We start from the raw sequence: 25110 nt of genomic DNA, 5'->3' as shown, positions 1-25110 counted from the left end.
ATGTCTCCTCAAGCGAGAATCGAACGCAGAGCTTCGATCACGCGGTCCTGGTCGCTTGCGTCGAGATGCGCGTACATGGGCAAGGAGATCTCTTCGCTGTAGTACCGCTCCGCGACGGGGCACAGCCCCCGACGATACCCGAGGTCCTCGTAATAGGGATGCCAGTACACAGGCATGTAGTTGACCTGGACGAGAATGCCCTCCTCGCGCAGGCGCTCGAAAACCTCGCGGCGACGACCATCATGCACGCGCACCGGGAACAGATGCCACATGGGGTCCACGTCGCTGCGTTTCGTGGGAAGGGTGAGTCCGTCGATGTCGCCGAGTCCGTCCTGGTAGCGCTCGAACACCGCGGTCCGTGACGCCTTGAACTCGGCGAGCCGGCGGATCTGGTTGACTCCGAGCGCGCAGAGGACATCGGGGAGTCGATAGTTGAGCCCGAGCTTGTGGATCTCCTGATGCCACGGGCCCTCGTTCGGATACCGCTGCTCAGCTCGGTCGCGGACGAGTCCATGCCCCCGGAATCCCCGAGAGGCAGTGATCAGAGCTTCGGAGTTAGAGACGACGGCGCCCCCTTCCGCCGTCGTCATGTTCTTGGTCGGGAAGAATGAGAACGTCGTCAGATCGGCGAGGGAACCAACCGGGCGCTCTCGGAGAGTCGAGCCGATGGAGTGCGCCGCGTCCTCCAAGACCAAAGCCCCAGCCGCGCGGGCGATCGGCAGCAGCACATCGATATCAGCCGGATGACCCGCGTAGTCAACGGCCGAGATGACGGCCGTCCGCTCTGTCGCGAGGGCCGCGACCGACTCAGGGTCGATGTTGCCGGTGTCTTCCTCCACATCGGCGAAGACGATCTCCGCCCCGAGCAACGATGCGGTCGACGCCGTCGCGGCGAATGTCAGAGCGGGCACAATGACCTGGTCCCCGGAAGTGACTCCGGCGGCCGCGTACGCGACGTGGAGCGCAGCGGTTCCGCTCGTCACCACCACAGCGTCGTCCGTCCCGGCGATCGCGGCGATCTCGGCCTCGAACGCGGCGACCGTGGGACCTGTGGTCAGCCACTCGCCTCGCAATGCTGCGGCGACAGCGGCGACATCCGATTCATCGATGTACTGATGACCGTAGGGGATCGGCTGTGCCACTAGTCCAAGGTTTCCAGGATCTCGCGGATTCCCTGGGCATCGAGCCACAGGTCGTTGCTGTCGGACTGGTACGCGAATCCGTCCGGGAGATCCTCACCCTGTGGCGGATTGAAGCCCCAGTTGGCGATCGTCGGCAGCACCACGAATCGATCGCCCAGTCGAAGCGTTCGTCGCGCGTCGTCGAGGCTGATCATCTCTTCGTGCAGCTTCTCGCCTGGACGGATCCCGATCTCGTACGTCTCGGCTCCGGGCGCGATCGCTTCGACGAGATCCGTGATCTTCATGCTGGGGATTCGCGGCACGTACAACTCGCCTCCCTGCATCTGATCGAACGAGTCGACGACGAACTCCACGGCCTGAGGGAGCGTGATCCAGAAGCGTGTCATCCGGCTGTCAGTGATCGGCAGCGGCTTCCCCTCGGCCGCGAGCTTGCGGAAGAAGGGAACGACTGAGCCGCGGCTTCCCATCACATTCCCGTACCTCACCACGCTGAAACGAGTCACGTAGCTCGCAGCATAGTGATTCGCCGACTGGAAGAGCTTATCGGCGGCGAGCTTCGTTGCACCGTAGAGGTTGAGAGGGCTCGAGGCCTTGTCGGTCGACAACGCGACGACCTTCTTCACACCGGCGTCGATCGAGGCTTCGACGACGTTCTGCGAGCCGACGATGTTGGTCTTCACGTACTCGAAGGGGTTGTACTCAGCGGTGTCGACCTGCTTGAGTGCCGCTGCATGCACGACATAGTCGACCTCATGCATAGCCCTTCGCAGTCGATCCTGGTCGCGGATGTCGCCGATGAACCAGCGCAGACGCGGGTCATCGGCGAACATCTGACGGGCCTCGTACTGCTTCAGCTCATCCCTCGAGTAGATCACGATTCGACGGGGACCGAGGTTGTCCAATGCGTAGCGAATGAACGCCTTCCCGAACGAGCCAGTGCCCCCCGTGACGAGAATCGACGAGTCCTGCAAGATGGTAATGATGATCCTCCAAGTCCGGGAACGACGGTCGTACTCTGAGAATCACGTTGACCGCCGACTGTCTAGGATATTACCCGTGAGGTGCCTGATCCGCGCAGACGCGACGTTCGAGACCGGCACGGGCCACGTCATGCGGTGTCTGACGCTCGCCGAAGAGCTACGCGCACGCGGTCATGAAGTTCTTCTCCGTGGCGAGCTCGGCGGAATCACCTGGCTGATCGAGCGTGTGGCAGAGGCGGGCGTACGACACGAGCATGTGCAGGCACACGACCTCGCCTGGGCCGATGAGGATGCATATTCCTTCGACGTGGTCGTCGTGGATTCCTACGTGATCGACGTCGATAGCGTGAACGCGATGGCTCGCGTGACGCCGACGCTCGCCATCGTCGATGCGGATCACCGTGGTCTCATCGTGGATCTGTATCTGGATCAGAACCTCGGTGCCGCGGACTTCCCGTGGGAGCACTCTCTCATCGGGGCTCCATTCGCGCTCGTGCGGGCCGACATCGTGCGCCTCAAGCGGGACCGGCTTCGTCCCCTGACGTCGCCTCCGCAAATCCTGTCCTTCATGGGAGGAAGCGACCCGACCGGAGCGATCGTGACAGTCACGCGCGAGCTGCTGTCGTTGCCGATGCCGGTCGAGGTGACTCTCGTCGTGGCCCCGCGTTGGCAGGACGACGTAGACGCACTGATCGCCGACCGGCCCGGCTTCCGCTCATTGGCTCCGACACCGGCTCTCCCCGAGCTTCTCGCTGGCGCCGACGTCGTGGTGTCGGCGACGGGGACAAGCGCCTGGGAGATCTGCACGATCGGCGTTCCCTCGATGTTCATCGCGGTCGTGGACAACCAGAGACCGGGCCTGCGCGCATTGGTCGAGGGTGGGCTCTCGTTGGGCATCGATCTGACCGACCTTCCGGCGCCCCCGGGGACCGCGCCGGAGATCGCACACGGGGTCGAGCGGCTCATCACAGAAGAGTCGCTTCGTGAGCGGCTCTTCTCCGCGTGTAATCACGTATTCGACGGACAGGGAGCGCGTCGCGTGGCCGCAGCGCTCGAAGACATCGCGCGCTCGGGACGTTAGCGGGCGATCGTCACCTTCCCCGTGCCATCCACATTGATCGTCCCGTTCTGGAACGACTGCGAGCAGCCACCATTCGGCAAACCACATGCCTGCGCCGCCGTCGGCCATCCCAACGGACCTCCCACGCCACCGGCCTTGCCATGCGCATCCCGGATCGCGCCCGTCATCAAGAACGCACCAGCCGGCCCCGCATTCACCAGACCATTCGTGAAAGCCTGCGCAACACCGCCACCGTTCGCCGAAACCGGAATCGTGTCACTCACCGGATAACCCAACGCACCCGCCGGACCACCATTGGACTGATAGAACGTCGCAACCGGACCCTTCGACACGACCCGAGCCACACCACCGACGACATAGATCGTCCCGTTCTGGAACGACTGCGAGCAGCCACCATTCGGCAAACCACATGCCTGCGCCGCCGTCGGCCATCCCAACGGACCTCCCACGCCACCGGCCTTGCCATGCGCATCCCGGATCGCGCCCGTCATCAAGAACGCACCAGCCGGCCCCGCATTCACCAGACCATTCGTGAAAGCCTGCGCAACACCGCCACCGTTCGCCGAAACCGGAATCGTGTCACTCACCGGATAACCCAACGCACCCGCCGGACCACCATTGGACTGATAGAACGTCGCAACCGGACCCTTCGACACGACCCGAGCCACACCACCGACGACATAGATCGTCCCGTTCTGGAACGACTGCGAGCAGCCACCATTCGGCAAACCACATGCCTGCGCCGCCGTCGGCCATCCCAACGGACCTCCCACGCCACCGGCCTTGCCATGCGCATCCCGGATCGCGCCCGTCATCAAGAACGCACCAGCCGGCCCCGCATTCACCAGACCATTCGTGAAAGCCTGCGCAACACCGCCACCGTTCGCCGAAACCGGAATCGTGTCACTCACCGGATAACCCAACGCACCCGCCGGACCACCATTGGACTGATAGAACGTCGCAACCGGACCCTTCGACACGACCCGAGCCACACCACCGACGACATAGATCGTCCCGTTCTGGAACGACTGCGAGCAGCCACCATTCGGCAAACCACATGCCTGCGCCGCCGTCGGCCATCCCAACGGACCTCCCACGCCACCGGCCTTGCCATGCGCATCCCGGATCGCGCCCGTCATCAAGAACGCACCAGCCGGCCCCGCATTCACCAGACCATTCGTGAAAGCCTGCGCAACACCGCCACCGTTCGCCGAAACCGGAATCGTGTCACTCACCGGATAACCCAACGCACCCGCCGGACCACCATTGGACTGATAGAACGTCGCAACCGGACCCGCGACGAAGAACGCAGTGGCACCGGTCTGAACGACCGAACCCTTTTGGTATGTCTGCACGCAGGCTCCCTTCGGGAGATTGCAGATGCTGTCGCTCGTGACCCAACCGAGTTGGCCGCTCACACCGCCGGCTCTGCTATGAGCGACGCGGATCTCTCCGGTCATGGAGAACACGCCTGCAGATGTCTTGCCGATCGCGCCTCCGACAAAGGCCTGTTCCTGTCCGCCCCCGCTCGCACTGGAGGAAACGAGGTCACTCGTCGGGATCCCCAGACGCCCCTTGGGCCCCCCTTCCGCGATGTACTTGGAAAGCACCGTCGGTTCCGCAACCGCGTAGGCGTGACCCCCGACTTCGGAGATGACGGCTTTCTGAAAGCTCTGAACGCAGTAGTCGGTGTTCTTCGAGCACGTCTTCGCAGAAGTCGGCCATCCAGTGGCCTGACGCACTCCGCCGAGCTCGCCATGGGCTGTGCGGGTGAGGCCGCTGACAGCGAAGATCCCGCTCGGACCCGCGTTCACAAGCACCTTCGTGAACGACTGGGCGACACCACCGCCGTTCTCGGTGACCGAAACGGGAGCTGAATCGGGGTATCCGGTCGTGGCGACCCCCTGCGAGCGCACCCACAGTGCAATGGATCCCGTCGCCAGAATCACCCCTTTCCCGGGTTGCCAGTATGCGATCGCCTTCTCGAAGACATGACCGCACGGTACCGATCCCGAGCACGCGGGCGCGTCGAGGCGATTGCCCCACGATCCGGACTTCCCGCCAGCCGCCGCCCACGCAGCGCTGATCGCCTGAGCCCCCTCTCCGAGAGCATTCGACTGCGTGGAGCCGAACCAGTCGGTGAAGTAGTTGTAGAAGTTGCGGTTGCCGTACGCCGAGCATCCGTCGCCCTCCCCGTAGCCCGCGCGCATCGCGGCGGCATTGGGCTGGTACGGCGTGTAGTAGTAGAGCGCCGAGGTCGCCTTGTTCGCGACGTAGACCGGGGCCGACCCGCAAGACGCCTTCGGGTTGTAGAGGATGTTCCAGGTCTTGCCCGGGGCGTACCACTGGAACCACTTGCCCTCCATGTAGATCTGCATCTGACGCGCCGCGCCGTAGATCTGATGGAAGAAGCCGATGTAGTTCGGGTCGCACGGGGCTGTATCGGGACATCCCTGCCCCAGCGCGATCCGGTAGCGCCACGCGCTCGGCCAGACGTGGGTGATCAGCCCCTGCTCCTTCTGCAGCATGACGATCAACACCTGTGGGTTGATGTTGCAGGCCTGGGAGACGCGATAGATGATGCGGGCCGCGGACTCGTTCGCGGCGCCGGAGTAGCCGGAGCAGTACGCGTCCGCAGGACGCGTGACGGTGTTCATCCGGAAGTCCTTGAGGCAGACGATCGGCTCGTTGTTCTCATCCCGACCGCCGAGGCATCGTGAGACCTTGCTGTTGAAGAAGGTCTGGATCTGCGCCTCGGTCATCGTGCTCTTGTTCGTGAACACGGCGTCGCTGATGATGTTTCCCGGCGTGAAGCCGACGAGCGTGCTCTTCGCGACTCCCGTCGTCGCCGGATCGGCGACGGCGCTCGAGACGCTGACCGTGGGCGCAGAGACGGAGGCCTGGGCAGCGGCGGCGGGGACCACCGTTCCGATCACCAGGGCGGAGACAGCGAGGAAACAGGTGAGGAGCGGGTGGGTCCTCAGGGTGTTTCGCGAGCGTGGGGCACGTCGAGACATGTGACCAGTGTGACGGAAGTTGCGCGATGATGCCACTGTTGCGCCGTTCACGACACAAGTTTTCGGCGTGTCGCCCTGATGTGCAGTTGACTCTCAGCGGATCACAGGTCGGCGTGCAGACCCCAGAGGCGCTCCCCCGAGCTGGCCCAGGAGAACGCCCTCGATCGGTCGGACGCGAGAATCCGGAGCCGCTCGGCCGCCGGCCCCGCCGCCTGCTCGATCGCACCTGCGATCTCGTCCGCCGCCACGAGCGTGCCGCCGTCCGCGACGACGTCACGATGGGAGCCGGTGTCGATAGCCACGACAGGGACTCCGAGGGCCATCGCCTCGACGGCCCGCCACGGCCAGCCCGCGAAGTCGCCAGTCGCAGCGAAGACCGACGCACCGGCGAGCACGGCCGCACGATCTTCGACTGCCAGCGCACCCCGCACATGGGCGCGACGCTCCGGGAGGCCTGCTGCGGATGCGATCTCGACGTAGCGAGGCTCCGCCCCGTCCGGAGCATCGAGCACGACGGCGTCGACCGCCGCCGCCACGGCCCCGCGGAAACCGTCCCGCAAGGACGACTCCGAGCCGGTGAGCACCACGTACTCGTCCGGCAGCGACAGCGCATTCCGGCGACGACCGGCGTCATCCGGGACGACGAACCCCCGAGGCGGCGCCCCCGCGATCACGCGCACACGATCACCCAGACGTGCGAGTTCGGAGAGCCGCGCAGCGACCGCGTGCGAGGGCACCACGACGGCATCGGCATGTTTGACCGCCCGGCGAAGCATGCCTCGCTGCCAGGAGACCTGGTTCTTCGACAGCAGCTCCGGTGCATCCCACGCGCGCAGGTCCCACAGGGTGACCGTCGTCTGGTCATCGTCGTGGACGCGGTCGTGCTTCACGAGAGGAGCGAACAGGCTCGGCGAATGGATCATGCCGCCCCCGACCCCGGGAGCGATGCCGAGCTGCCAGGAGGCCGCCAGCTCACGACGCGCCAGACCGAGGGTACGCACCTCTCCCACGCCTCGGATCGTCGCGTCGGAGCCCGCCGGAACGATGAGGTCCACCGTGCAACCGGAGGGTGCTGTCGCGATCACGCCGTCGGCCAGATCCACGGCCGCAGAGGCGAGATCGGGGTCGACGATCTGGCCGAGTTGATCCAGAACGAAACGCAGCCGAGCTCCCATGCGCTCAGGCTATCCTCGGGCCGCGACGCCCCCGTGGAGCGCACCACCCGTGGCGCATGAATATCAGCGTTCCCACAGTTTCCGGCCACCACCGGCACCACCGTTCATGCTTGAATGCTCGGGTGAGCGATGGCCGGCTTCCCGTCAGACGCCGATGGATCGGGTGGACCATCGGCGCGTTCCTCGCGTTTCTCCTCATCGCGATCGGGTGGGTCACCGTTCGGGGGATCGGGGCGGTGAACGACCTCCAGGACGTCGCAGACGGGGCGACGCAGCTGAAGAAGACGATCGCGGCGGGAGACCTCGACGGCGCGGAGCCGGTCGCCCGGAGTGTCGCACGCAGCGCAGCCTCGGCCGCCGACCTGACCTCGGACCCGGTGTGGCAGGCGTTCGGCCTCGTCCCCTGGCTCGGTCCGAACTTCCGTGCCGTGAGCGAGATCGCCGACATCGCCGACAGCGTCTCAACGGATGCTCTCGCCCCTCTGCTGGAGGTGGCGGACGGCCTCGATCTCGCAAGCCTCGGGTTCGTGGGCGGCACCATCGACCTCGCCCCGTTCGCCGAGATCGAGAAGCCGCTCCGCACGGCCAGCACCGCGCTCGGAACTGCGGAGCTGCAGGCCAGACGCATCGACGCCGACGCCACCCTCCCACCGCTCGCAGAGGCCATCGATCAGATGCGGTCCGCCGTCACCGAGGCTGCCACGGCGGTCGGTGCGCTCCACGGCGCCGCCGTCCTCCTGCCGACGATGCTCGGAGGGGAAGGCCCCCGCAACTACGTGCTGGCGATGCAGAACAACGCAGAGCTGCGCTCGTCGGGCGGGATCATCGGCTCAGTCGCTCTGCTCCACGCGGAGAACGGGAAGATCACCCTCCAGAAGCAGGCTTCGACACGGGACTTCCCCGCCCTCGACACCCCCCTGCCGCTCAGCGATTCGACGGTCGCCCTGTTCGAGGATCGGCCGGGCCGCTTCCTGCAGAACATCACCAGCATCCCGGACTTCACCGAGGCCGGAGAGACCATCGCCGCGCGGTGGACGGGACGATTCGGCGGAACGGTCGATGGCGTCATCGCCGTCGACGCCATCGTCGCGGAGAACCTGATGGCCGTGACGGGAGACCTCACGTTCGGGCCGTTCACCGCGACCGCCGAGAACATCACCGGCATCCTGCTCTCGGAGATCTACGCGGCCGTCCCCGACCCCGCCGTACAGGATGAGATCTTCGCCCAAGCGGCCGGTGCGCTCTTCAGCGCAGCCTTGTCCGTTGGGGACCCGAAGGCGCTGATCGGAGCCCTGGCCGAATCCGCCGAGGAGGGCCGGATCCGCATCTGGAGTGCGCACGCGGACGAAGAGGAGTTCCTCGCCTCGTCCGCGCTGGGAGGGACGATCCCCGAGGACGATGCGGACGCCACCTACGTGGGCGTGCTGATCAACGACAGCACCGGCGGGAAGATGGACTACTACGCCCGCGGCGCCTTCTCGACTTCCGTGGGCACCTGCAACGGCGCGCCGACGACTCAGGTGCAAGTGACGTGGACCAACGCCGCGCCCGCGGACGCCGCGACGTCCCTCCCCGCCTACGTCACCGGGGACGGCTACTACGGGGTCCCGGCCGGCACGGTGCGCACACTCATCGCGGTCTACGGCCCTGCCGGCGCGACGCCCTCCCACATCGACCGGGACGGCGAAGAAGAGGGCGTGCAGACAGCCATGCTCGATGGCCGCTCCGTGGTGCAGCACGAGGTCTCGCTCGCGCCGGGCGAGTCGACGACGATCACCGTGGAGTACCAGGGAACCGGCGCCGGAGAGCGGCTCACGCAGATCCTGCACACACCGCTGGTCGACGAGCCCGATGCGACACGCAAGCCACTGACCTGCGCATCGTGACATTCCCCGCTCGATAGGGTACTGTCGACTCACTGGGGAATATCTGGAGTCTGCAAACCTGCCGTGGGGGCAGGGAGGCTTCACGCAGTCGGATGCAGGGGTGTATCCGGAGGCGATTCCGCGTGAAATTCTGGGGAGAAATCATGCTGAAGAAACTGGCTGCCATCAGCCTCACCGCTGGCGCGCTCGTACTCGCTGCGCCGGCCGTAGCGACGGCGGCGCCGACGCTCGCTCCGACCGCGTCGTCCAACGACTACCCGACGCCTCCGGGAGTCAAGGTCAGCGACCCGATCATCGACACCTGCGAGGTCTCGACCATCGTTTTCGGAGCAGGATACTTCCTGCCTTCCGAGAACGTGAGCGTCTCCATCTCCGGACTCGAGGCCGCTCGGGCCGCGGGCTCGGGCAGCACCGCTGGCGCAGACGGCGGACTGACCTACACGTTCCGACCCCCGGCCGATGGTGAGGGCTCGTACGCTGTCTCCTTCAACGGATCGCGTTCGTACACCGCCACCATCACGGTGTCGCACGGCCACGACGCGGCCACGTCCTGCGACCACGATCCTGGTGTGGCCCCCGCGGGTACCGAGCTGCCGCTCACGGGCGGAGACAACGCGGCGTCTGCCGGCGGGTTCGAACTCGCCCTCACCGGCGGCAGCGTCTCGCCGTGGGTCCTCGGCGGTGGCGCCGCAGCGCTGGTCGCCGGTGGCGCCCTGGTCGCCGTCGGAGCATCTCGCCGCAAGCGCGCCTAGGTCCGGCTGCCGCCTCGCGCGGTGGTCGACTGGACGACGGTGATCCCTCCCCCTCCGATCACCGTCGTCTGGTGCGTCCGGCGGGCGCACCGCCAGCCCACGGCTCCCCCTCCTCGGAGGTGGTGACCGTGGGCTTCGTCGTGCACCTGGTGCCCGGCTCGCCCGTTCCCGCCGTGACGGAGTGCACCCGATGACTGGAAGGCACCGCGTCAGGGAGCGGGGGTCGGCGTCTCCGTCGGGGGGTGCAACGTCTGCCGGATCAGATCGTGGATGTACGCGTAGTCCGGCTGGTGCTCATCCACTCCGGAATCAGGGGTGAGCTCGATCGTCGTGACAGGCTGTTCCTTCGCCTTGAGCATCAGATCGAAGAACTCCGGCAGCTTGTCCGACGGGAGATCCGTGCTGATCAGAGCCGTCCCCGCCGCCGCCACCTCGTTGAACCTCGTGAGCACCGTCTGCGGGGTGAACTGCGCGAGGATCGCCTCCTGCAGCTCCCGCTGACGCTTCATCCGATCCCAGTCACTCGTCGTGTAGCGCGAACGGGCGTACCACTGGGCGGTGTCACCGTCCATCCGTTGCTCCCCCGGCTCGATCCAGCCGATAGCCCACTCGTTCACATCGGTGCCGGTCCAGCCCTCCGGCGGTCCGCCCTTGGGCAGACGCTCGGTGACGTTGATCTGCACTCCACCGAGCGCATCGACGAGCTCGGCGAACCCGTGCATGTCGACGAAGACGTAGTAGGGGATCTCGATTCCGAGAACACCCTCCGCCGCGTCCTTCGTCGCCTCGATACCCGGCTCGGAGCCGTTGGCCTTCGCGTCAGGATAGAGCCCGGTGCCGCCGTCTTCTCGACAGACCTCCGCGGCGTTGCGGATGTGGTTCATCCATCCGTTCCACCCGCAGGTGGAAGAGCCGTGCCCTTCGAAGCCGTTCGGGTAGAGCTCCTGCATCGGGCTCCCCTCGCTGAACGGCGCGCTCGGGAGTTCACGCGGGATGCCGGTGATCGTCACGGCCCCGGTATCGGCGTTCACCGAGACGACCGAGATGCTGTCGAAGCGCATCGAGTCACGCCCGTCGCCGCTGTCCGCGCCCAGGAGCAGGATGTTGTAGTAACCGTCGCTCGGCTCGACGCTCGGTCCGCTCTGCCCGAAGATCGCCCCGATCGTGCTGCGCACCGACCCCACCGCGGTCGCGGCATACCCGACGCCACCGCTCACGAGCCCCAGCAGCACCAGCGCGACGACCGGGATGGCGAGGCGAGAGGGTCCGGGGACCTTCACGAGTCGCACCAGCCGCAGGGCATCGAAGGTCAACACGACCCAGAGCACGATGTAGCCGACGAGGAGCACCTGGATGACGGTGAGGATCGCGGCGGAGAACAGCCCGCCTCCGATCGTGAGCCACAGCAGGGCCGGGCGGGCGAAGAGGGCGAGGCCGAGCGCCACCACCGCGAGGAGCCACGCCAGCAGAGTCGCGCCGAGCCCGAAGCGGCCGAGCCTGCGGTTGCCCGCGAGCACCTGCGCAGATCCGGGGACCAGGAGATTGAGGGCGACGAGCCACCACCCGCGCTTGGCCATCATCCCCGAGTCAGCCACATCGGGGTGCCGCAGAGGGCGTGTCTCGATGAGCGGGCGCTGTGTTGCGCGCGGAGGCGCAAGGGTCACAGCGACCCCTTCAACCGTTCGTTCTTCTCCTCGACCTGTGCCTCGAGATCGCGGGCGTACGCGTCCACCCGGTCGGCGAGATCCGTGTCCGCCGTCCCCAGGATGCGGGCCGCCAGGAGCCCCGCGTTGCGGGCGCCGCCGATGGACACGGTCGCGACGGGGATGCCGGCGGGCATCTGCACGATCGAGAGCAGGGAGTCCATGCCGTCGAGGTAGGCGAGCGGCACGGGAACGCCGACCACGGGAAGCGGCGTCATCGAGGCGAGCATGCCCGGAAGGTGGGCCGCTCCCCCGGCGCCGGCGATGATCACGCGGATACCGCGGGAGCGTGCCTCCCGCGCATACGACATGAGCTTGTCCGGTGTGCGGTGGGCCGAGACGACCTCGACCTCATGCGGGATGCCGAAGTCGGTGAGCGCCTGAGACGCATCGCTCATCACGCGCCAGTCGGAATCGGATCCCATCACGACGCCGACCAGAGGGGCGGCGGAGGAGTGCAGTGGCTCAGTCACCAGATCAGGCTACGGTCTACCGCTGTGAGAAACCCCGAACGGCGCGCGTCTTGTCCCGCATGTCCGACCGTGAGAGGTGCGCCGGCGTACAGGATTCAGACGAAATGTGCGGCGGCCGCACGCGCGATGTAGACGGCATCGTCGAGATCGTCATCCGCGACGTTCACGTGACCGACCTTGCGACCGGGCCGTGGCGCCTTGCCGTACGTGTGGATCTTCGCCTGCGGGTGCTCGACCATCGCCGCGGGGAAGCGCTCCTCGAGCGTGCCCTCCGCCGGACCGCCGAGGATGTTCACCATCACCGACCAGGCTGCACGAGGAGCCGTGCTCCCCAACGGCAGATCGACGACCGCGCGCAGATGCTGCTCGAACTGTCCGGTGACGGCGCCGTCCTGGCTCCAGTGACCGCTGTTGTGCGGTCGCATGGCCAGCTCGTTGACGAGGATCCGCTCATCGTCGGTCTCGAACAGCTCCACGGCGAGCATGCCCGTCACACCGAGTCCCTCCGCGATCGTGCGTCCGATCTCCTCAGCGACCTGCACGAGGCGCTCGGCTGCCGCGGGCGCCGGGGCGATGACCTCTGCGCATACGCCGTCGCGCTGCACCGTCTCCACCACGGGGTACGCGACAGTCTCGCCGCTGGGGCGACGCGCCACCTGCTGGGCGAGCTCGCGGACGAAGGGGGACGAGCTCCTCCACGAGGAGTGCATCGTCTTCGGCCAGCGCATCGAGCCAGTCCTGCGCCTCTTCCGCCGCGCGGACGACGCGCACACCCTTGCCGTCGTAGCCGCCCCGAGGCGTCTTCACGACACCGGAGCCCGCGTGGGCATCGAGGAAAGCCTGCAGCTCAGCGACGTCGCGCACCGCGGCCCAGTCCGGCTGAGGGACGCCGAGCTCGGCGAGGCGGGCGCGCATGACCAGCTTGTCCTGCGCGAACTGGAGAGCGTCGGGGGCCCGGGTGCACGACCACACCATCGGCGACGAGGGCACGCAGCACGGACTGCGGCACGTGCTCGTGGTCGAACGTGACGACGTCGACTCCTGCGGCGAACGCACGCACCACATCGATATCGCGATAGTCGCCGACCGCCGTCGCGGCGAGTCCGGCGGACATCCCTTCGTCTTCGGCGAGCACCCGGATCTCCAGCCCGAGTTCGACCGCCGGAGCGATCATCATCCGGGCCAGCTGCCCTCCACCGATCACGCCAACACGCAAAGCCATGTGCCGTCTCCCTTCGTCCGACCCCATTCTCCCGCACCTGCGCAGGAGGATCGGACACGTCTCCCCTGCGCGATCGTCGATCACCGGCAGGACGGATCGTGGTCACGCCGTGTCGAACTCGTCTCCGCCCGCCTGCGCGTCGCGATGCGCCAGGATCTGCCCGACCTCGATCTGGTCGGCGAGAGTCTCATGGACCAGCGTCACGTTCGGTACGTTCGCGAGACGCATCGGCGCGTCGACGCCGTTCGACAGGGTGATCGTGCCCGCACCCCACAAGCGCTGCAGCGGCCCGCGTCGGACGGCGATCGTGTAGCCGCGCGCGTGGGACATCTCCCGGCGTCGACGGGCACCGACGCCGTGGTGGGCGATGACACGTCGCGTCGTGACCGTCGTGCTCCGCGAGTACCAGACGATGAACGGCAGCACTACGGCGAGAAGCACGAGCGCGCCCGCCGCGGAGAGCAGCATCCAGTCCTCATACCCCGCCGGGAGGTTGCCGTAGAAGTAGGCCGTCGCGCCGAATGTCGTGATGAGGACGAGTGCAGACCAGAACAGTCGACGGGCATGGCCCCGGAAGCGTGCGATCAGCAACTCCTCCGAAGGCGTGCCGGGCGGCGGCATCAGAGGCCGTCCGCCGAGCGTCACAGGCTGGGTCACCCCACCATTGTGCCTGTGATCCCCGACAAGCCCGTGTGTGTCTCGGCGTGTCAGTTTCCCGCAGGACGCACGTGCACGACGTCACCCGCGGATATCGCGTGCTCCACGCCCTCGGAGATGACCAGCAGCCGCCCTTCCGCATCGAGGCCGATGGCCGTGCCCTCCTGTGTGCGATCGCCCGGCATCGATACCCGGATCGCCTGCCCGACAGTCGCGCATCGTTCGGTGACGGCACCGTGGGCGCCGCTCGCGACGGCGTCTCCGGCGGCGGCGACGAGGTCCGTGAGCCGGGTGTCGAGCGCCGTCACGTAGGTGGCGAGCAGCCGATCCTCGTCGACGTCGACGCCCTGCGCCGCGAACGATGTCGCCGTCGGGACGGGAAGCTGCTCCACCGTCATCGCCGTGTTCACTCCGGCGCCGACGATGATGGCGTCCGACGCCGCCTCAGCGAGGATTCCGCAGATCTTGCGGCCGTCGACGAGCACGTCGTTCGGCCACTTCACCGCGACCGCCTCGTCCGGGAGCTGCGCGGCCACGGCCTCCGCCATCGCCAGTCCCGCGAGCAGCGGTATCCAGCCCCGCGACGCCGGTTCCGCCGGAAGAGCGCGCAACAGCACGGAAACCGCAAGGGCTGAACCATCCGGCGCCACCCAGGTCCGATCGAGCCGCCCCCGACCCGCGGTCTGGTCGTGGGTCGCCAGGATCGACAGGTGCGGCCAGCCGTCCGCGTCGTGCGCATGCCCGCGAAGGTCCGCGTTGGTCGACCCCGTTCGCGCCACCAGTTCCAGGCGCGGCACGATCGCGGTGGAGCGCGGGAAGCCGATGCTCATGCGTCCTCCTCGTCGGCTTCTTCGTCGTCGTCATCCTCGTCTTCGCGGACCGCCCCGACCTCGTGGGCCTGCCATCGTTCCCACTCCTGCATGAGCCCGTCCACGGCGGCATGGAACTTCGCGGTCGCCACCCCCTGTGTGGTGTCACCGAAGTAGTGCTGCACCCACATCCGCAGTCGGGCGATCGCCGCCTCATCGACCCGCACGCGCTCGATCTCGGCGACGACGTCTGCCGCCGACTCGGCGGTCAGCCACTCGCAGTCGGACAGATAGCCCTGCGTGTCGACAGAGGCCTGGTCGTCCGTGGGGCGCGTGATCATCAGCGGCTTCCCCGCCGCGAGCCGGTCGTAGACCATGGCGGAGATGTCGACGATCGCGACGTCCGCGGCGGTGAGCTGCCAGCCGAGCTCGGGGCCGTCGTCGTAGACGTGCTGGGCGCGCGGGTCCGCGGCGTTCGCTGCAGCGATAGCCGCGATGATCCGTCGATGCGCGGCACCGTAGGCCTCATCGACGACGCCACTGCGCGGATGCGGACGGTAGATCACCCGGTGCTGTCCGGTGGCGAGCAGGCGTGCCACGAGGGTTTCGCCGTGCGATGCGATCGATCCGTAGTGCGCACTGGGCCTGTCGCCCTCCCACGTGGGGGCGTACAGCACGACCGTGCGGTCATCGGGGACGAAGGGCAGCGTGCCGGAGTAGTGATCGGCCTGAGGGCGCCCGATCTCGATCGTGCGGCGATCTACGTCGTAGTCCCAGAGCGTCCGCGAGAGGCGGTCCCGCGCGGCCTGGCCGGCCACGAACGCATAGTCGTACGCCTTGTACTGGTTCGTGGTCATGTACATCTTGTCGGACTCGCCGTGGTTGATGAACACGTGCCACCGCCGCCCGTAACGGAACATCTGGAAGTTGCGGGTGTTCTGGTTGACGTACAGCACGATGCGGATGTCCTGCGTCGCGATGAAGCGCTCGAGATCGCGGACCTTCGGCACGAACGCGACCGGAGGCGAGGGCTCGTCCAGGAGCTTCTCGGTGCCCGTCGCCTGCCGCGAGAGCACGACGACCGGCCAGCGGCGGGCGAGCTCCGCGAGCGGACGATACCACTGCCGCATCTGGTACATGTTGACCGCACCGTCGGCGAAGTACACCGCCACTTTGAAGTGCCCCGTCGGATACGGCTCGGTTTCGGCGAGGCGACGACGCACCCGCTGGACGGCGGTCCGGGATGCGAGCGCCCGCTTCAGCAGACGGTACGCCTTCTTCGCGTCAGACAGTGCACCCATCCCTCCAGAGTAGTTCGTCCACGCGGGGTGCCCCGGCCTGTGGACGATCCGGGATGCGACGCGCATGACGGCTTCCCCTCAGGCAAAGCCGGAAGCCGCCGTGACATGATCGTCATGTGCCAGCCGACGAGTCAGCCGCTCCCCTGCCCGGGGTGTCCTTCGTGATGCCGGTGCTCAACGAACACGCCTACCTGGAGCACGCGGTCGAGTCCGTGCTCGCTCAAGACGTCGATGTGCCCACGGAGCTCGTGCTGGCTCTCGGTCCCTCCACCGATGGGACGACGGAGCTGGCCCAGCGGCTCGCAGAGACGGACGAGCGCATCCGGCTCGTCGGCAACCCGGCTGCGCACATCCCCGTGGGGCTGAACGCCGCCATCCGCGCCAGCCGCTACGCGACGATCGTCCGCGTCGACGCGCACTCCGAACTCTCCCCCGGCTACGCCGCCCGAGCGCTGGCCACGCTGGAACGCACGGCGTCGGCCAACGTCGGCGGTGTCATGCACGCCGAAGGGCGTACGCCGTTCCAGAAATCCGTCGCACGCCTCTACAACTCCCCCGTCGGACTCGGCGGAGGCGCCTACCACGGAAGCTCGCAGGAGGGCGAGGCCGAGTCGGCCTACCTCGGCGTCATGCGCCGTGAGGTTCTCGATGAGGTGGGTCTCTTCGACGAGACGATCCGGCGCGGCGAGGACTGGGAGCTCAACCTCCGCATCCGACAGGCCGGCCACCGCGTCTGGTTCGATCCCGACCTGTCCGTCACCTACTGGCCCCGGGAGAGCTGGACGCGGCTGGCGCGGCAGTTCCGCGCGACGGGCGCCTGGCGGGGTGAGCTGGTGCGACGCTTCGGGCGACGCAACGGCCTCCGCTATTTCGCTCCCCCCGCGCTCGTGCTCGTGGCCGCGCTCGCCCTCGTCCTGGGGGCGCTCCAGCTGGCAGGAGTCATCACCGGCGCGGTCTCCTGGGTCGCCTCGATCCTCGTCTACGGGCCACTCGCCCTGTACGTGTTGCTGGTGATGGGCGTCGCTCTCGCGCCCGGCGGCGGCGGTGCGCGCCAACGGCTGTGGACTCTGCTCGTCCTGCCCACGATGCACCTCTCGTGGGGCATCGGGTTCCTCGGCGGCGTGCTCCGAGGCGCTCGGGACACCGTGGATGCTTCGCGCTTGGGCACGCGGAACACGCCACTCCCCTGAGACGGGTGAGCGGCCGGATCAGGGTGTGACGAAACCGAGGTCGAGGATGCGATCGACCACCCGCTCGGCAGCACGGCCGTCGTCGCGGGAGTTGAACTGTCGTCGCCACGCCGTATAGCGCTCGGCGAACGCGGCTTCGTGTTCCGGGTCTTCGAGCGCCGCGGCCAGCTCCTCCTGCGTACGCACCAGCGGACCCGGGGCCCGCTCCGCGAGGTCGAAGTAGAAACCTCGCAACTGACCGCGATAGTGGTCGAGATCCGGTACCAGGAAGTACATCGGCTTGCCCGTGACGCTGAAGTCGAACATCACCGAGGAGTAGTCGGTGATCAGCGCGTCCGCAGCGAGCAGCAGACGCGCGGTCTCCGGGTAGCCCGTCACGTCGATCACGCGCGCTCCGGCACGGTCTCGTCCTTGTTCCAGAGTCCGCGAGTGCCCACGCACGAGCACCACGGCATTCGCCTCCCGGGCGAGACGCTCCGCATCCACGAAGTCGACCATCTCCGCGCGATCGTCACGCCAGGTCGGGGCATAGAGAAGCACCCGCTCCTCGGTCTCGATGCCCAGATCCTTGCGGATCGCGGCGGGTCCCCCGTGATCAGCGCGTCGTTCCGGGGGTACCCCTCCACCCAGATCGGTCGTCCGAAGAACGCATATGCCTTGCGGAGTATGCGCTCGGAGTACGTGTTCTGAGCCAGCAGCACGTCCCATCGACGCGATTCCTTCACGACGGCGGCCATCCGACGCGGATCGAAACCGGGACGGTGCAGCGCGAGGCGCTTCAACGGCGTCCCGTGCCAGGTCTGCACGACCTTCTGTCCGGGTTTGCGGGCGAAACGACGGCGCAGCCAGTCGTTCACGACGAGGAGCCGGGCAGCGCCCCGCGCGTGCCACCACTGCGGGCTTCCTTCGACGACCGCGATCGCCCCGTCCGGCACCTCGACGGAGAGGTCGACGACGCTCCAGTAGCGCCGCACACCGGGCGCCCTCGCTGCGAGCTCCCGGTCGATCGCCCGCGGATTGCAGCCCACGCTGCGGCCGTAGAAGCTCTCGAAGAAGACCGCGTTCTCGGTGCCGCCGGACTGCGCGACGTACCGCTCCTCGAGGGTCGATCGTCCCTCGGCGGTCTCGTACACGGGGTCGATCGGCGGTGCGATGCGGACAGCGCTCCCGGTGACGGCGACGCGTACACCGCGGAGGACGACGGGATCGATGTGCAGAGCGTCGAGGTCGGCGTCCGCGATCTGCAGTTGATACGCGCCGGAGGGAAGCGGAAGCGAAGGCCCGCCCCACCGCGAGGCCTCCAAGGCGAACGTGGCCTTCCAGGTCTTGCCTCCTCCGCTGACGCGAGCCTCCACCCGCGCCCGCGGTCCGACGAGCGCCGCCGTGGCCGGACGCTGACCGGTCCCTGCGATGACCAGCGTCTCTGCCACGTCATCGATGCGGGCCGTTGTCATACTGCTCCCTTCGGCGCGGGGATCCCCCGTGCGCGGATCACGCGGTACACGCGCTCCGTGTTGCGACCGTCCCGATGCGCATGCATCGTCGCGCTGAGCGTAGCGGAACGTGCCGACGCCGCGTCGTACGAGTCGGCATCGGACAGGAGGTGCTCGAGCTGCGTGAGAAGCGACGGCCAGTCCGCGGCCGTCGCGGAGCCGGCGACCTCCTCGAACCGACCGTAGAAGCCTCGAGTGCGCGCATACTCCGCCGCGTCCGGGGCCAGGAAGAGCACCGGCATCCTCAGCAGTCCGACGTCGTAAGCGAGCGAGGAGTAGTCGGTGACCAGCACATCCACGGCGGCGAGCGCAGGCGTCGCATCGGCCAGGACGGACGCGCCGAGCGCGCGGACCCTCCGGCTCGGCAGCGGCGGCGCATAGCCCCCCGCTCCCAGAGGGTGCGACCTCACGAGCAGCACCGCGTTCTGCTCTTCGAGGAGGCGGAGGATCGAGACCCACTCCGCGGCGGACGGCACCGCCGGATCGGGCGCTCCGTCACGCCAGGTCGGCGCATAGAGGATCGTCCGCGCCCCCTCCGGGATCTCCCCGAGGACGCGGTGGAGAAGCGCGGAGGCCGCGTTCCGACGTTCCTCACCCGAGCCGGCGGAGAGCACATCGACGCGCGGCTCACCGGTCACGACCACCCGATCGTCCCCGAGACCGAATGCCGATTCCAGTCGCCCCCTGGCACGGGTCGAAGCCGCCGGCAGCACGCGGATCCGCTGGGCGGTCGCACGGTACAGGAGGGCGATCACCCGGCGTAGAAGCGGTGCCCCGGGAACCTTCGGCACCTGCGTCGTGGCCGGCGAATCCAATCCGATCCTCTTCAGCGGGATCCCGTGCCAGAGCTGGACGACGAAAGCGCCGCCGACGGCGTAGCGGTTGACGTCGCCGAGGCCGTGCGTCACGACGAGGACACCCGCTCCGGCTGTCGCCCACCAGCCGCGCAGACCGTTCTTCCGGACGAAGCGGATGCCGAGAGCGGTCGCCTCCCGCTCCTCGCGCGCGGACCCGGTGAGCCACACGGTCTCGTGGCCGAGCGAAGAAGCGTAGTGATACAGGGCGAGGGCTCCGTCGCCGATGCCTGCGCCGCAGCCGAACACCCAGCGTCGCCCTCGCGGGACGAGGAAGGTGCCGAGGCGCCCGACGGCGTACAACGGGATCCGGAGCAGCTTGGCCGCGTTGCCGGAGCCGAAAGAGAAGGACGCCACCTCGCGAGCCTATCGCGGGGCGGCGTCCTTCTCTGTGAGACCGGGGACTCAGCCGGCGAGTTCGCCGAGCGTCACCTCGATGTCGTAGGACTTGCCGCCACGGACGTAGGTGACCTGGGCATCGCTGCCGGCCGCCGCCGCGCGGACCTGCGCCGTGAGGTCGGTCGCGCTGGTGATCGGAACCCCGTTGAACGAGGTGACGATGTCACCCTTCTCGATGCCGGCTGCCGCCGCAGCGCCGCCGTCGCTCGCCTCGGCGATGTACGCGCCGGCGACGGTCGCACCCTCGACGTTCGAGGCGTCCTGGACGGAGGCGCCGAGGAGGCCGTGCGTCGCTGCGCCATCGGCGATGATCTCGTCGGAGACCCGCTTGGCGATGTTCGACGGGATGGCGAAGCCGATGCCGATGGAACCGGAGTCCTCGGAGTTGCCCGAGCTCGCGATCGCCACGTTGATGCCGATCAACTCGCCCTTGCTGTTGACGAGCGCACCCCCGGAGTTGCCGTGGTTGATGGCGGCGTCGGTCTGGATCACGGCGATCGAGATGGAGTCGGACGTCTGCTGACCAGAGTTTCCGGGGATGTCGAACTGGAAGGGCCCCTGGCCCTGATCGGGCGACTGCTGCTCAGGAGCATCCTCGGAGGAGGAGTCCGGCAGTGCCGACGACGCGATCTGGATACTCCGGTTCAGTGCGCTGACGATGCCGGTGGTGACCGAGTTCGCCAGGCCGAGCGGGGCGCCGAGCGCGACCGTGGTGTCGCCGACGTTGAGCTTCGACGAATCGGCGAACTTCATGGGCGTGAGCCCCTTGGCGTCCTTCAGCTTGATCACGGCGAGGTCGTAGATCGGGTCGGTGCCCACGACCGTGGCTTCGTAGAGCTTCCCATCCGAGGCGGTCACCCGGATCGCGGGATCGGCGACGGCTCCGCCCAGCGTCACCACGTGGGTGTTCGTGAGCACGTAGCCGTCATCGCTGATGATGACACCGGAGCCGCTTCCGGCCTCCTGGGAGCCCGCGACCTCGATGGTGACCACGGAGGGGAGGGCCGACGTCGCGACGGCGGTGGTCTCGTTGACCGACCCGGGGTTGTTGACCGTGACGGTCTGCGGCCCCGAGGCCGTGCCGGAGGACGGCGGGTTCTGAAGACCGTTCAGCAAGGCGCCGCCACCGAACCCGGCGACACCGCCGACGAGCGCGGCCGCGACGATGAATGCCGCGATCTTCGCGCCGCCTCGGGACTTCTGGTCTTTGGCCTTCGCCTCGCCGGGAAGCGTGTCCGCACCGAGGGGCTGCGTGGGCTGCGTGTAGGACGCGGCGGTGGGGATGCCGAACGCGGCACCCGGGGCCGTTGCCGTCGCGGAGTTCGCGGGGGCGGCGAAGACATGCGGCACGGGCTCGACCACGGGCACCGCCGGCACCTGCGAGGTGAAGGTCGGCGGTACGACGTGTCCCTGGACGGGGGCGACGGGAGCCGGCGCGGAGGGACCCGGCGAAACGGCGGACGGCGCGGTGGTGTCAGCGGCGGCCTCCGTCGCCGGCTGAGCGGCGACCTCTGCTGCCTCGGTGGACGGCACGGCGTCGTTCGACGCGGGTACCGAGTGGTCCTGTGTGTTGTCTTCGTTCATGGTGTGTGCTCCTTCAACGACCACTTCAGAATGACGCCTGTGTCTGTGCGTTCCTTATGTCGAAGATGAGTTTCAGCTATGGCCTTAGCCTGTTCTTCATGAGTGTCATCCCCGGCGCATGGCGTCGCACGGCGGCGGGCGCCGGTCTGCTCGCCGCAGACGGAACCGTCGCGCCCACCATCTTCGCAGAGATGTCCGCTGCCGCGGCCCGAACCGGGGCGATCAATCTCGGACAGGGATTCCCCGACGAGGACGGCCCTCCGGAGGTGCTCGAAGCCGCTCGGGCCGCGATCGCCCACGGGGCGAACCAGTACCCGCCGGGTCGCGGCGCACCCGACCTGCTCCAGGCGATCAGCGAGCATCAACGCCGGTTCTACGGGCTCGATGTCGACCCCGGTACCGAGGTGATCGTGACGGCAGGGGCGACCGAGGCGCTCACGGCCACGCTGCTCGCACTGATCGACGGTCCCGACGACGAGGTGGTCGTCTTCGAGCCGTACTACGACTCCTACGCCGCAGCGGTCGCTCTGGCGGGAGCGCGCCTTCGCACGGTTCCGCTCCGCGCGCCCGACTTCCAGCCCGATCTGGACCAGCTCGCGGCCACCGTGAACGATCGCACGCGGATCATCCTCGTCAACGACCCGCACAATCCGACGGGTGCGGTCTTCGGACACGACGTCCTCACCGCGGTGGTGCGGCTCGCTGCGCGGCACGACGCCGTCATCGTGACTGACGAGGTGTACGAGCACCTCTCCTTCGAGGCACCCCACACGCCGATCGCGACGCTGCCCGGCGCCGCCGAGCGCACCCTGACGATCTCTTCCGCCGGCAAGACCTTCTCGGTCACCGGATGGAAGATCGGCTGGGTGCACGGACCCGCCGCTCTCATCACGGCGGTGCTCACGGTGAAGCAGTACCTCACGTACGTGAACGGATCCCCCTTCCAGCCCGCCGTCGCCACGGGGCTCCGACTCTCCGACTCCACCTTCGCCGATGCCTCATCCGCGCTCGCCCACAAGCACGGGATCCTCGGCGACGGACTGCGCGCGGCCGGGTTCACGGTGCACACCCCACAGGGCGGTTACTTCACGGTGGCCGATGCGACCGCGCTGGGCGGCAGGGACGCCGCGGCGTTCTGCCGAGCACTGCCGGAACGTGTCGGGGTCGTCGCCATCCCGTTGACCGCGTTCGTGTCGGAACCGCATCGACAGGAGTACGCGGGACTGGTGCGCTTCGCCGCGTGCAAGCGAGTGGATGTCCTGGAGGAGGCGGCGTCCCGCCTGGCCGATTTCACCGCCTGAGCGTTCGAGGGACCGGATCGTTCCCTCAGCGCGGCACGACGGCGTACCGCCGCACACGGAGCGAGGGGTTCACGGCGCGCACCCGGTCGATCGCAGAGCGTTCCACGACCGCCACCGCGATTCCGGGCGCGGTGCCGACCCCGGCGAGGACGACGCCCTGCGGATCGATGATCTGCGAATGCCCGACGCCGATCGGCGTGGGGTGGTCCGCCGCGACCACGTACACGGTGTTCTCGATCGCACGCGCGGCGAGCAGCGTGGTCCAGTGGTGCTCCTTGAGCGGACCTCGCACCCACTCCGCAGGCACGACCAGCGCATCGGTCCCCGCGTCGACCAGCGACCTGGCGACCTCCGGGAAACGCAGGTCGTAACAGGTCATGAGCCCGAACCGCAGACCGGCGAGCTCGAACGTCGATGCCTCACCCACGTCGCCGGCCTCGATCCAGTCGGACTCCGTCTGTCCGAACGCGTCGTAGAGGTGCTGCTTGCGATAGACCGCGAGGACACCGTCACCCCGCACCGCGACGAGCGTGTTCCGCACGCGGCGGTCGTCCGACGCGCGCTCCACCAGCCCTGCGACGATCACGACCGCATGATCGGCGGCGAGCGCGGTGAGCGTCGTGACGAAGTCCCCGTCGAGGTCTTCCGCGTTCGCCGCGAGGCTCTCGTCCATCGGGTCGACGAAGTAGCTCGAGTACTCGGGGAAGACGATCAGCCTGGCCCCGCGAGCCGCTGCCTCCGCCGTCAACTCCGCGATCTTCTCGCGGTTCTCCGAACGGGAAGCGGTCGGCGCGAACTGACACACGGCGACGGGGACGGCTGCTGTCTCGGACATACATCCATCCTCCCGCATCGACACGCCCGGGGCGTCATCCCCGAGCGCCTCGATTCGCCGAGGTCCGCATTCCGTGATAAGTTACTTCTTGTGCCGCGGGGTGGAGCAGTTCGGTAGCTCGCCGGGCTCATAACCCGGAGGTCGCAGGTTCAAATCCTGTCCCCGCAACAAATGAAAGGCCCTCTGATCTAGAGAAATCCAGATCAGAGGGCCTTTCGCCTTTCCTGCAAGAGCACGTGCGCGTGGACGTCGCCCGCGGGCGCGAAGCCGGCCGGATCACGAGATCTCCCCGGTTCGGATGAGTCGTGGAACGAGCCGGACGAACGCCACCATCACGATCAGCTCGACGATCGTCTGCGTCACCACCACCAACGGTGCGAGAGCGAAGGATGCCGGAAGAGCGAGCGCCAGCGGAAGGACGACGAGCGAGTTGCGTGTCGCGCCGGAGAAGACGATCGCACGTCGAGCGGGGACGCCGAGCTTCGAGACACGACCGGCGACTGCGCCGAGAGGGAGCATCAGGGCGGCGAACCCGAGGAAGATCGGCACGGCGACCCAGAGGTCCGCCAGGCGCGCACTCACGCCGTGCACTTGGGAGGCGACGACGACGGCGAGCGTCAGCATCATCAGCGGCACCATCGCATCGGCCGCCACCGCCTCGACGCTCCGCCCCCACCGCGACCGAGACGCCGCGTACTGCACCGCCCCCGCGGCCGCGAGGGGCAGGAGGATCACCCAGACGAAGGCCTCGATGAACGGGGTGAGCTCGACGGTTCGGACCAGATCCACGCCGACGAACCACCACAGAAAGAGCGGGAGCAGCAGCATCTGTCCGAGCATCAGGATCGGTGCTGCCGCGAGCAGCCGTTCCTTCGCCCTTCCCCCGAGCCCGGTGAACACGATCACATAGTCGACGCAGGGGGTGAGCAGCACCAGGAGGACGCCGGCCAGCAACGCCGCGTCATGCGCCACGAAACGCGAGAGCCCGAACACCACCACGGGCACGATCACGAAGTTCACCGCGAGGAGGACGGCGAGGAACCGCCCGTCGCGCAACGCCCGGCCGATCGCCGGGAAGGGCACTCCGAGGAAGGTGGCGAAGAGGAGCACACCGAGCACCGGGGTGATCGCGAGTTCGAGCGGACGCGCTGCAGAGGGCACCAGCAGTCCCAGCACGCCACCCGCGGCGATCGCCGCGAGATAGAGAGCGACCTGGTGACGCTCACCCCAGACGATCACGCTTCGCATGCCACCAG

20 protein-coding genes, 1 tRNA gene and 2 pseudogenes are annotated in these 25110 nt (G+C 67.9%); 7 read left to right on the top strand and 16 right to left on the bottom strand.

Translation table 11 applies throughout. The annotated features are described in order from the left end of the window. Window positions 1–8 precede the first annotated feature (8 nt). Complete coding sequence (locus FGL91_RS11235) at window positions 9–1142, bottom strand: DegT/DnrJ/EryC1/StrS family aminotransferase (RefSeq protein WP_153243864.1); 1134 nt, start codon at window positions 1140–1142, stop codon at window positions 9–11. Continuing rightward, on the bottom strand, window positions 1142–2113 hold the full coding sequence (gene pseB / locus FGL91_RS11230) for a UDP-N-acetylglucosamine 4,6-dehydratase (inverting) (protein WP_227991530.1): 972 nt from the start codon (window positions 2111–2113) through the stop codon (window positions 1142–1144). Before pseB ends, FGL91_RS11235 begins: the two co-directional genes overlap by 1 nt. A gap of 85 nt (window positions 2114–2198) precedes the next feature. On the opposite strand from pseB, the gene FGL91_RS11225 reads away from it, so the two are divergent. Then, the gene (locus tag FGL91_RS11225) at window positions 2199–3203 is read left to right on the top strand and encodes a PseG/SpsG family protein (RefSeq protein WP_153243863.1); all 1005 of its coding nucleotides are present in this window, start codon (window positions 2199–2201) and stop codon (window positions 3201–3203) included. Here the strand turns inward: FGL91_RS11225 and FGL91_RS11220 are convergent. Further along, window positions 3200–5965: a hypothetical protein gene (locus tag FGL91_RS11220; RefSeq protein WP_194239204.1), complete on the bottom strand. Its 2766-nt coding sequence runs from the start codon at window positions 5963–5965 to the stop codon at window positions 3200–3202. The two genes, FGL91_RS11225 and FGL91_RS11220, sit on opposite strands and share 4 nt — an antisense overlap. Between FGL91_RS11220 and FGL91_RS18930 the strand changes: the two genes are divergently transcribed. Next, window positions 5928–6224, top strand: a complete 297-nt coding sequence (locus tag FGL91_RS18930) for a hypothetical protein (RefSeq protein WP_194239203.1) — start codon at window positions 5928–5930, stop codon at window positions 6222–6224. The two genes, FGL91_RS11220 and FGL91_RS18930, sit on opposite strands and share 38 nt — an antisense overlap. 97 nt (window positions 6225–6321) lie before the next feature. Here the strand turns inward: FGL91_RS18930 and FGL91_RS11215 are convergent, their stop codons facing one another. Further along, a complete protein-coding gene (locus FGL91_RS11215; RefSeq protein ID WP_153243861.1) occupies window positions 6322–7395 on the bottom strand; it encodes a glycosyltransferase in 1074 nt (357 codons plus the stop codon). 122 nt (window positions 7396–7517) lie between these two features. Between FGL91_RS11215 and FGL91_RS11210 the strand changes: the two genes are divergently transcribed. After that, window positions 7518–9281, top strand: a complete 1764-nt coding sequence (locus FGL91_RS11210; protein ID WP_153243860.1) for a DUF4012 domain-containing protein — start codon at window positions 7518–7520, stop codon at window positions 9279–9281. 143 nt (window positions 9282–9424) lie between these two features. Next, window positions 9425–10033, top strand: coding sequence for a hypothetical protein (locus FGL91_RS11205; protein ID WP_131491938.1), 609 nt, complete (start codon window positions 9425–9427; stop codon window positions 10031–10033). Between the two features lie 209 nt (window positions 10034–10242). On the opposite strand, the gene FGL91_RS11200 is transcribed toward FGL91_RS11205, so the two are convergent. The 6 genes and pseudogenes from FGL91_RS11200 to FGL91_RS11175 form a co-directional block, all read right to left on the bottom strand. Next, complete coding sequence (locus FGL91_RS11200; protein ID WP_153243859.1) at window positions 10243–11697, bottom strand: LCP family protein; 1455 nt, start codon at window positions 11695–11697, stop codon at window positions 10243–10245. Next, window positions 11694–12161, bottom strand: a complete 468-nt coding sequence (gene purE / locus FGL91_RS11195) for a 5-(carboxyamino)imidazole ribonucleotide mutase (RefSeq protein ID WP_131491993.1) — start codon at window positions 12159–12161, stop codon at window positions 11694–11696. The genes FGL91_RS11200 and purE overlap by 4 nt, the downstream gene beginning before the upstream one ends. 143 nt (window positions 12162–12304) lie before the next feature. Continuing rightward, a pseudogene (locus FGL91_RS11190) lies at window positions 12305–13431 on the bottom strand (5-(carboxyamino)imidazole ribonucleotide synthase). A 102-nt stretch (window positions 13432–13533) separates the two neighbouring features. Beyond that, on the bottom strand, window positions 13534–14052 hold the full coding sequence (locus FGL91_RS11185) for a PH domain-containing protein (protein WP_194239367.1): 519 nt from the start codon (window positions 14050–14052) through the stop codon (window positions 13534–13536). Window positions 14053–14138: 86 nt separating this feature from the next. Further along, window positions 14139–14918 (bottom strand): biotin--[acetyl-CoA-carboxylase] ligase, encoded by a 780-nt coding sequence (locus FGL91_RS11180; protein WP_131491934.1) that lies wholly within the window; start codon window positions 14916–14918, stop codon window positions 14139–14141. After that, entirely contained in the window at window positions 14915–16198 is a 1284-nt protein-coding gene (locus tag FGL91_RS11175) for a CDP-glycerol glycerophosphotransferase family protein (protein ID WP_153243858.1), read from the bottom strand. The genes FGL91_RS11180 and FGL91_RS11175 overlap by 4 nt, the downstream gene beginning before the upstream one ends. A gap of 116 nt (window positions 16199–16314) precedes the next feature. Between FGL91_RS11175 and FGL91_RS11170 the strand changes: the two genes are divergently transcribed. Further along, complete coding sequence (locus tag FGL91_RS11170) at window positions 16315–17388, top strand: glycosyltransferase family 2 protein (RefSeq protein WP_227991527.1); 1074 nt, start codon at window positions 16315–16317, stop codon at window positions 17386–17388. A gap of 18 nt (window positions 17389–17406) precedes the next feature. Here FGL91_RS11170 and FGL91_RS19350 read toward each other — a convergent pair whose 3' ends face one another. From FGL91_RS19350 to FGL91_RS11155, 4 genes and pseudogenes are all read right to left on the bottom strand, one after another. Then, window positions 17407–18096: a CDP-glycerol glycerophosphotransferase family protein gene (locus FGL91_RS19350; protein ID WP_322619392.1), complete on the bottom strand. Its 690-nt coding sequence runs from the start codon at window positions 18094–18096 to the stop codon at window positions 17407–17409. Further along, a pseudogene (locus tag FGL91_RS19345) lies at window positions 18033–18842 on the bottom strand (CDP-glycerol glycerophosphotransferase family protein); the annotation flags it as partial. The gene FGL91_RS19350 and the pseudogene FGL91_RS19345, both read right to left, overlap by 64 nt. After that, a complete protein-coding gene (locus tag FGL91_RS11160) occupies window positions 18839–20092 on the bottom strand; it encodes a CDP-glycerol glycerophosphotransferase family protein (protein ID WP_153243857.1) in 1254 nt (417 codons plus the stop codon). The gene FGL91_RS11160 and the pseudogene FGL91_RS19345, both read right to left, overlap by 4 nt. Window positions 20093–20140: 48 nt before the next feature. Next, a complete protein-coding gene (locus FGL91_RS11155) occupies window positions 20141–21718 on the bottom strand; it encodes a S1C family serine protease (RefSeq protein WP_131491930.1) in 1578 nt (525 codons plus the stop codon). 98 nt (window positions 21719–21816) lie between these two features. Between FGL91_RS11155 and FGL91_RS11150 the strand changes: the two genes are divergently transcribed. Further along, window positions 21817–23019: an aminotransferase class I/II-fold pyridoxal phosphate-dependent enzyme gene (locus FGL91_RS11150; RefSeq protein WP_153243856.1), complete on the top strand. Its 1203-nt coding sequence runs from the start codon at window positions 21817–21819 to the stop codon at window positions 23017–23019. 25 nt (window positions 23020–23044) lie between these two features. Here FGL91_RS11150 and FGL91_RS11145 read toward each other — a convergent pair whose 3' ends face one another. Beyond that, the gene (locus tag FGL91_RS11145; protein ID WP_153243855.1) at window positions 23045–23854 is read right to left on the bottom strand and encodes a carbon-nitrogen hydrolase family protein; all 810 of its coding nucleotides are present in this window, start codon (window positions 23852–23854) and stop codon (window positions 23045–23047) included. A gap of 94 nt (window positions 23855–23948) precedes the next feature. Between FGL91_RS11145 and FGL91_RS11140 the strand changes: the two genes are divergently transcribed. Next, window positions 23949–24022: transfer RNA gene (locus FGL91_RS11140), tRNA-Met, on the top strand. Window positions 24023–24130: 108 nt separating this feature from the next. On the opposite strand, the gene FGL91_RS11135 is transcribed toward FGL91_RS11140, so the two are convergent. Further along, window positions 24131–25102, bottom strand: coding sequence for an arsenic resistance protein (locus tag FGL91_RS11135; protein WP_153243854.1), 972 nt, complete (start codon window positions 25100–25102; stop codon window positions 24131–24133). Window positions 25103–25110: the final 8 nt, after the last annotated feature.

The organism is Microbacterium sp. CBA3102, assembly GCF_007954505.1.
Taxonomy (GTDB): Bacteria; Actinomycetota; Actinomycetes; order Actinomycetales; family Microbacteriaceae; genus Microbacterium; species Microbacterium aurugineum.
Note: the sequence above shows the minus strand (reverse complement) of the source record. Positions and strands in the feature narration are given on the sequence as shown.

What these genes read in the sequence shown, in the direction of transcription:
- FGL91_RS11185 (WP_194239367.1), bottom strand. Translation starts at nt 14,052, where the DNA reads ATGCCGCCGCCCGGCACGCCTTCGGAGGAGTTGCTGATCGCACGCTTC.
- FGL91_RS11215 (WP_153243861.1), bottom strand. Translation starts at nt 7,395, where the DNA reads ATGGGAGCTCGGCTGCGTTTCGTTCTGGATCAACTCGGCCAGATCGTC.
- FGL91_RS11220 (WP_194239204.1), bottom strand. Translation starts at nt 5,965, where the DNA reads ATGACCGAGGCGCAGATCCAGACCTTCTTCAACAGCAAGGTCTCACGA.
- FGL91_RS11150 (WP_153243856.1), top strand. Translation starts at nt 21,817, where the DNA reads ATGAGTGTCATCCCCGGCGCATGGCGTCGCACGGCGGCGGGCGCCGGT.
- FGL91_RS11145 (WP_153243855.1), bottom strand. Translation starts at nt 23,854, where the DNA reads ATGTCCGAGACAGCAGCCGTCCCCGTCGCCGTGTGTCAGTTCGCGCCG.
- purE (WP_131491993.1), bottom strand. Translation starts at nt 12,161, where the DNA reads ATGGGATCCGATTCCGACTGGCGCGTGATGAGCGATGCGTCTCAGGCG.
- FGL91_RS11155 (WP_131491930.1), bottom strand. Translation starts at nt 21,718, where the DNA reads ATGAACGAAGACAACACACAGGACCACTCGGTACCCGCGTCGAACGAC.
- FGL91_RS19350 (WP_322619392.1), bottom strand. Translation starts at nt 18,096, where the DNA reads ATGGGACGTGCTGCTGGCTCAGAACACGTACTCCGAGCGCATACTCCG.
- FGL91_RS11135 (WP_153243854.1), bottom strand. Translation starts at nt 25,102, where the DNA reads ATGCGAAGCGTGATCGTCTGGGGTGAGCGTCACCAGGTCGCTCTCTAT.
- FGL91_RS11205 (WP_131491938.1), top strand. Translation starts at nt 9,425, where the DNA reads ATGCTGAAGAAACTGGCTGCCATCAGCCTCACCGCTGGCGCGCTCGTA.
- FGL91_RS11180 (WP_131491934.1), bottom strand. Translation starts at nt 14,918, where the DNA reads ATGAGCATCGGCTTCCCGCGCTCCACCGCGATCGTGCCGCGCCTGGAA.
- FGL91_RS11175 (WP_153243858.1), bottom strand. Translation starts at nt 16,198, where the DNA reads ATGGGTGCACTGTCTGACGCGAAGAAGGCGTACCGTCTGCTGAAGCGG.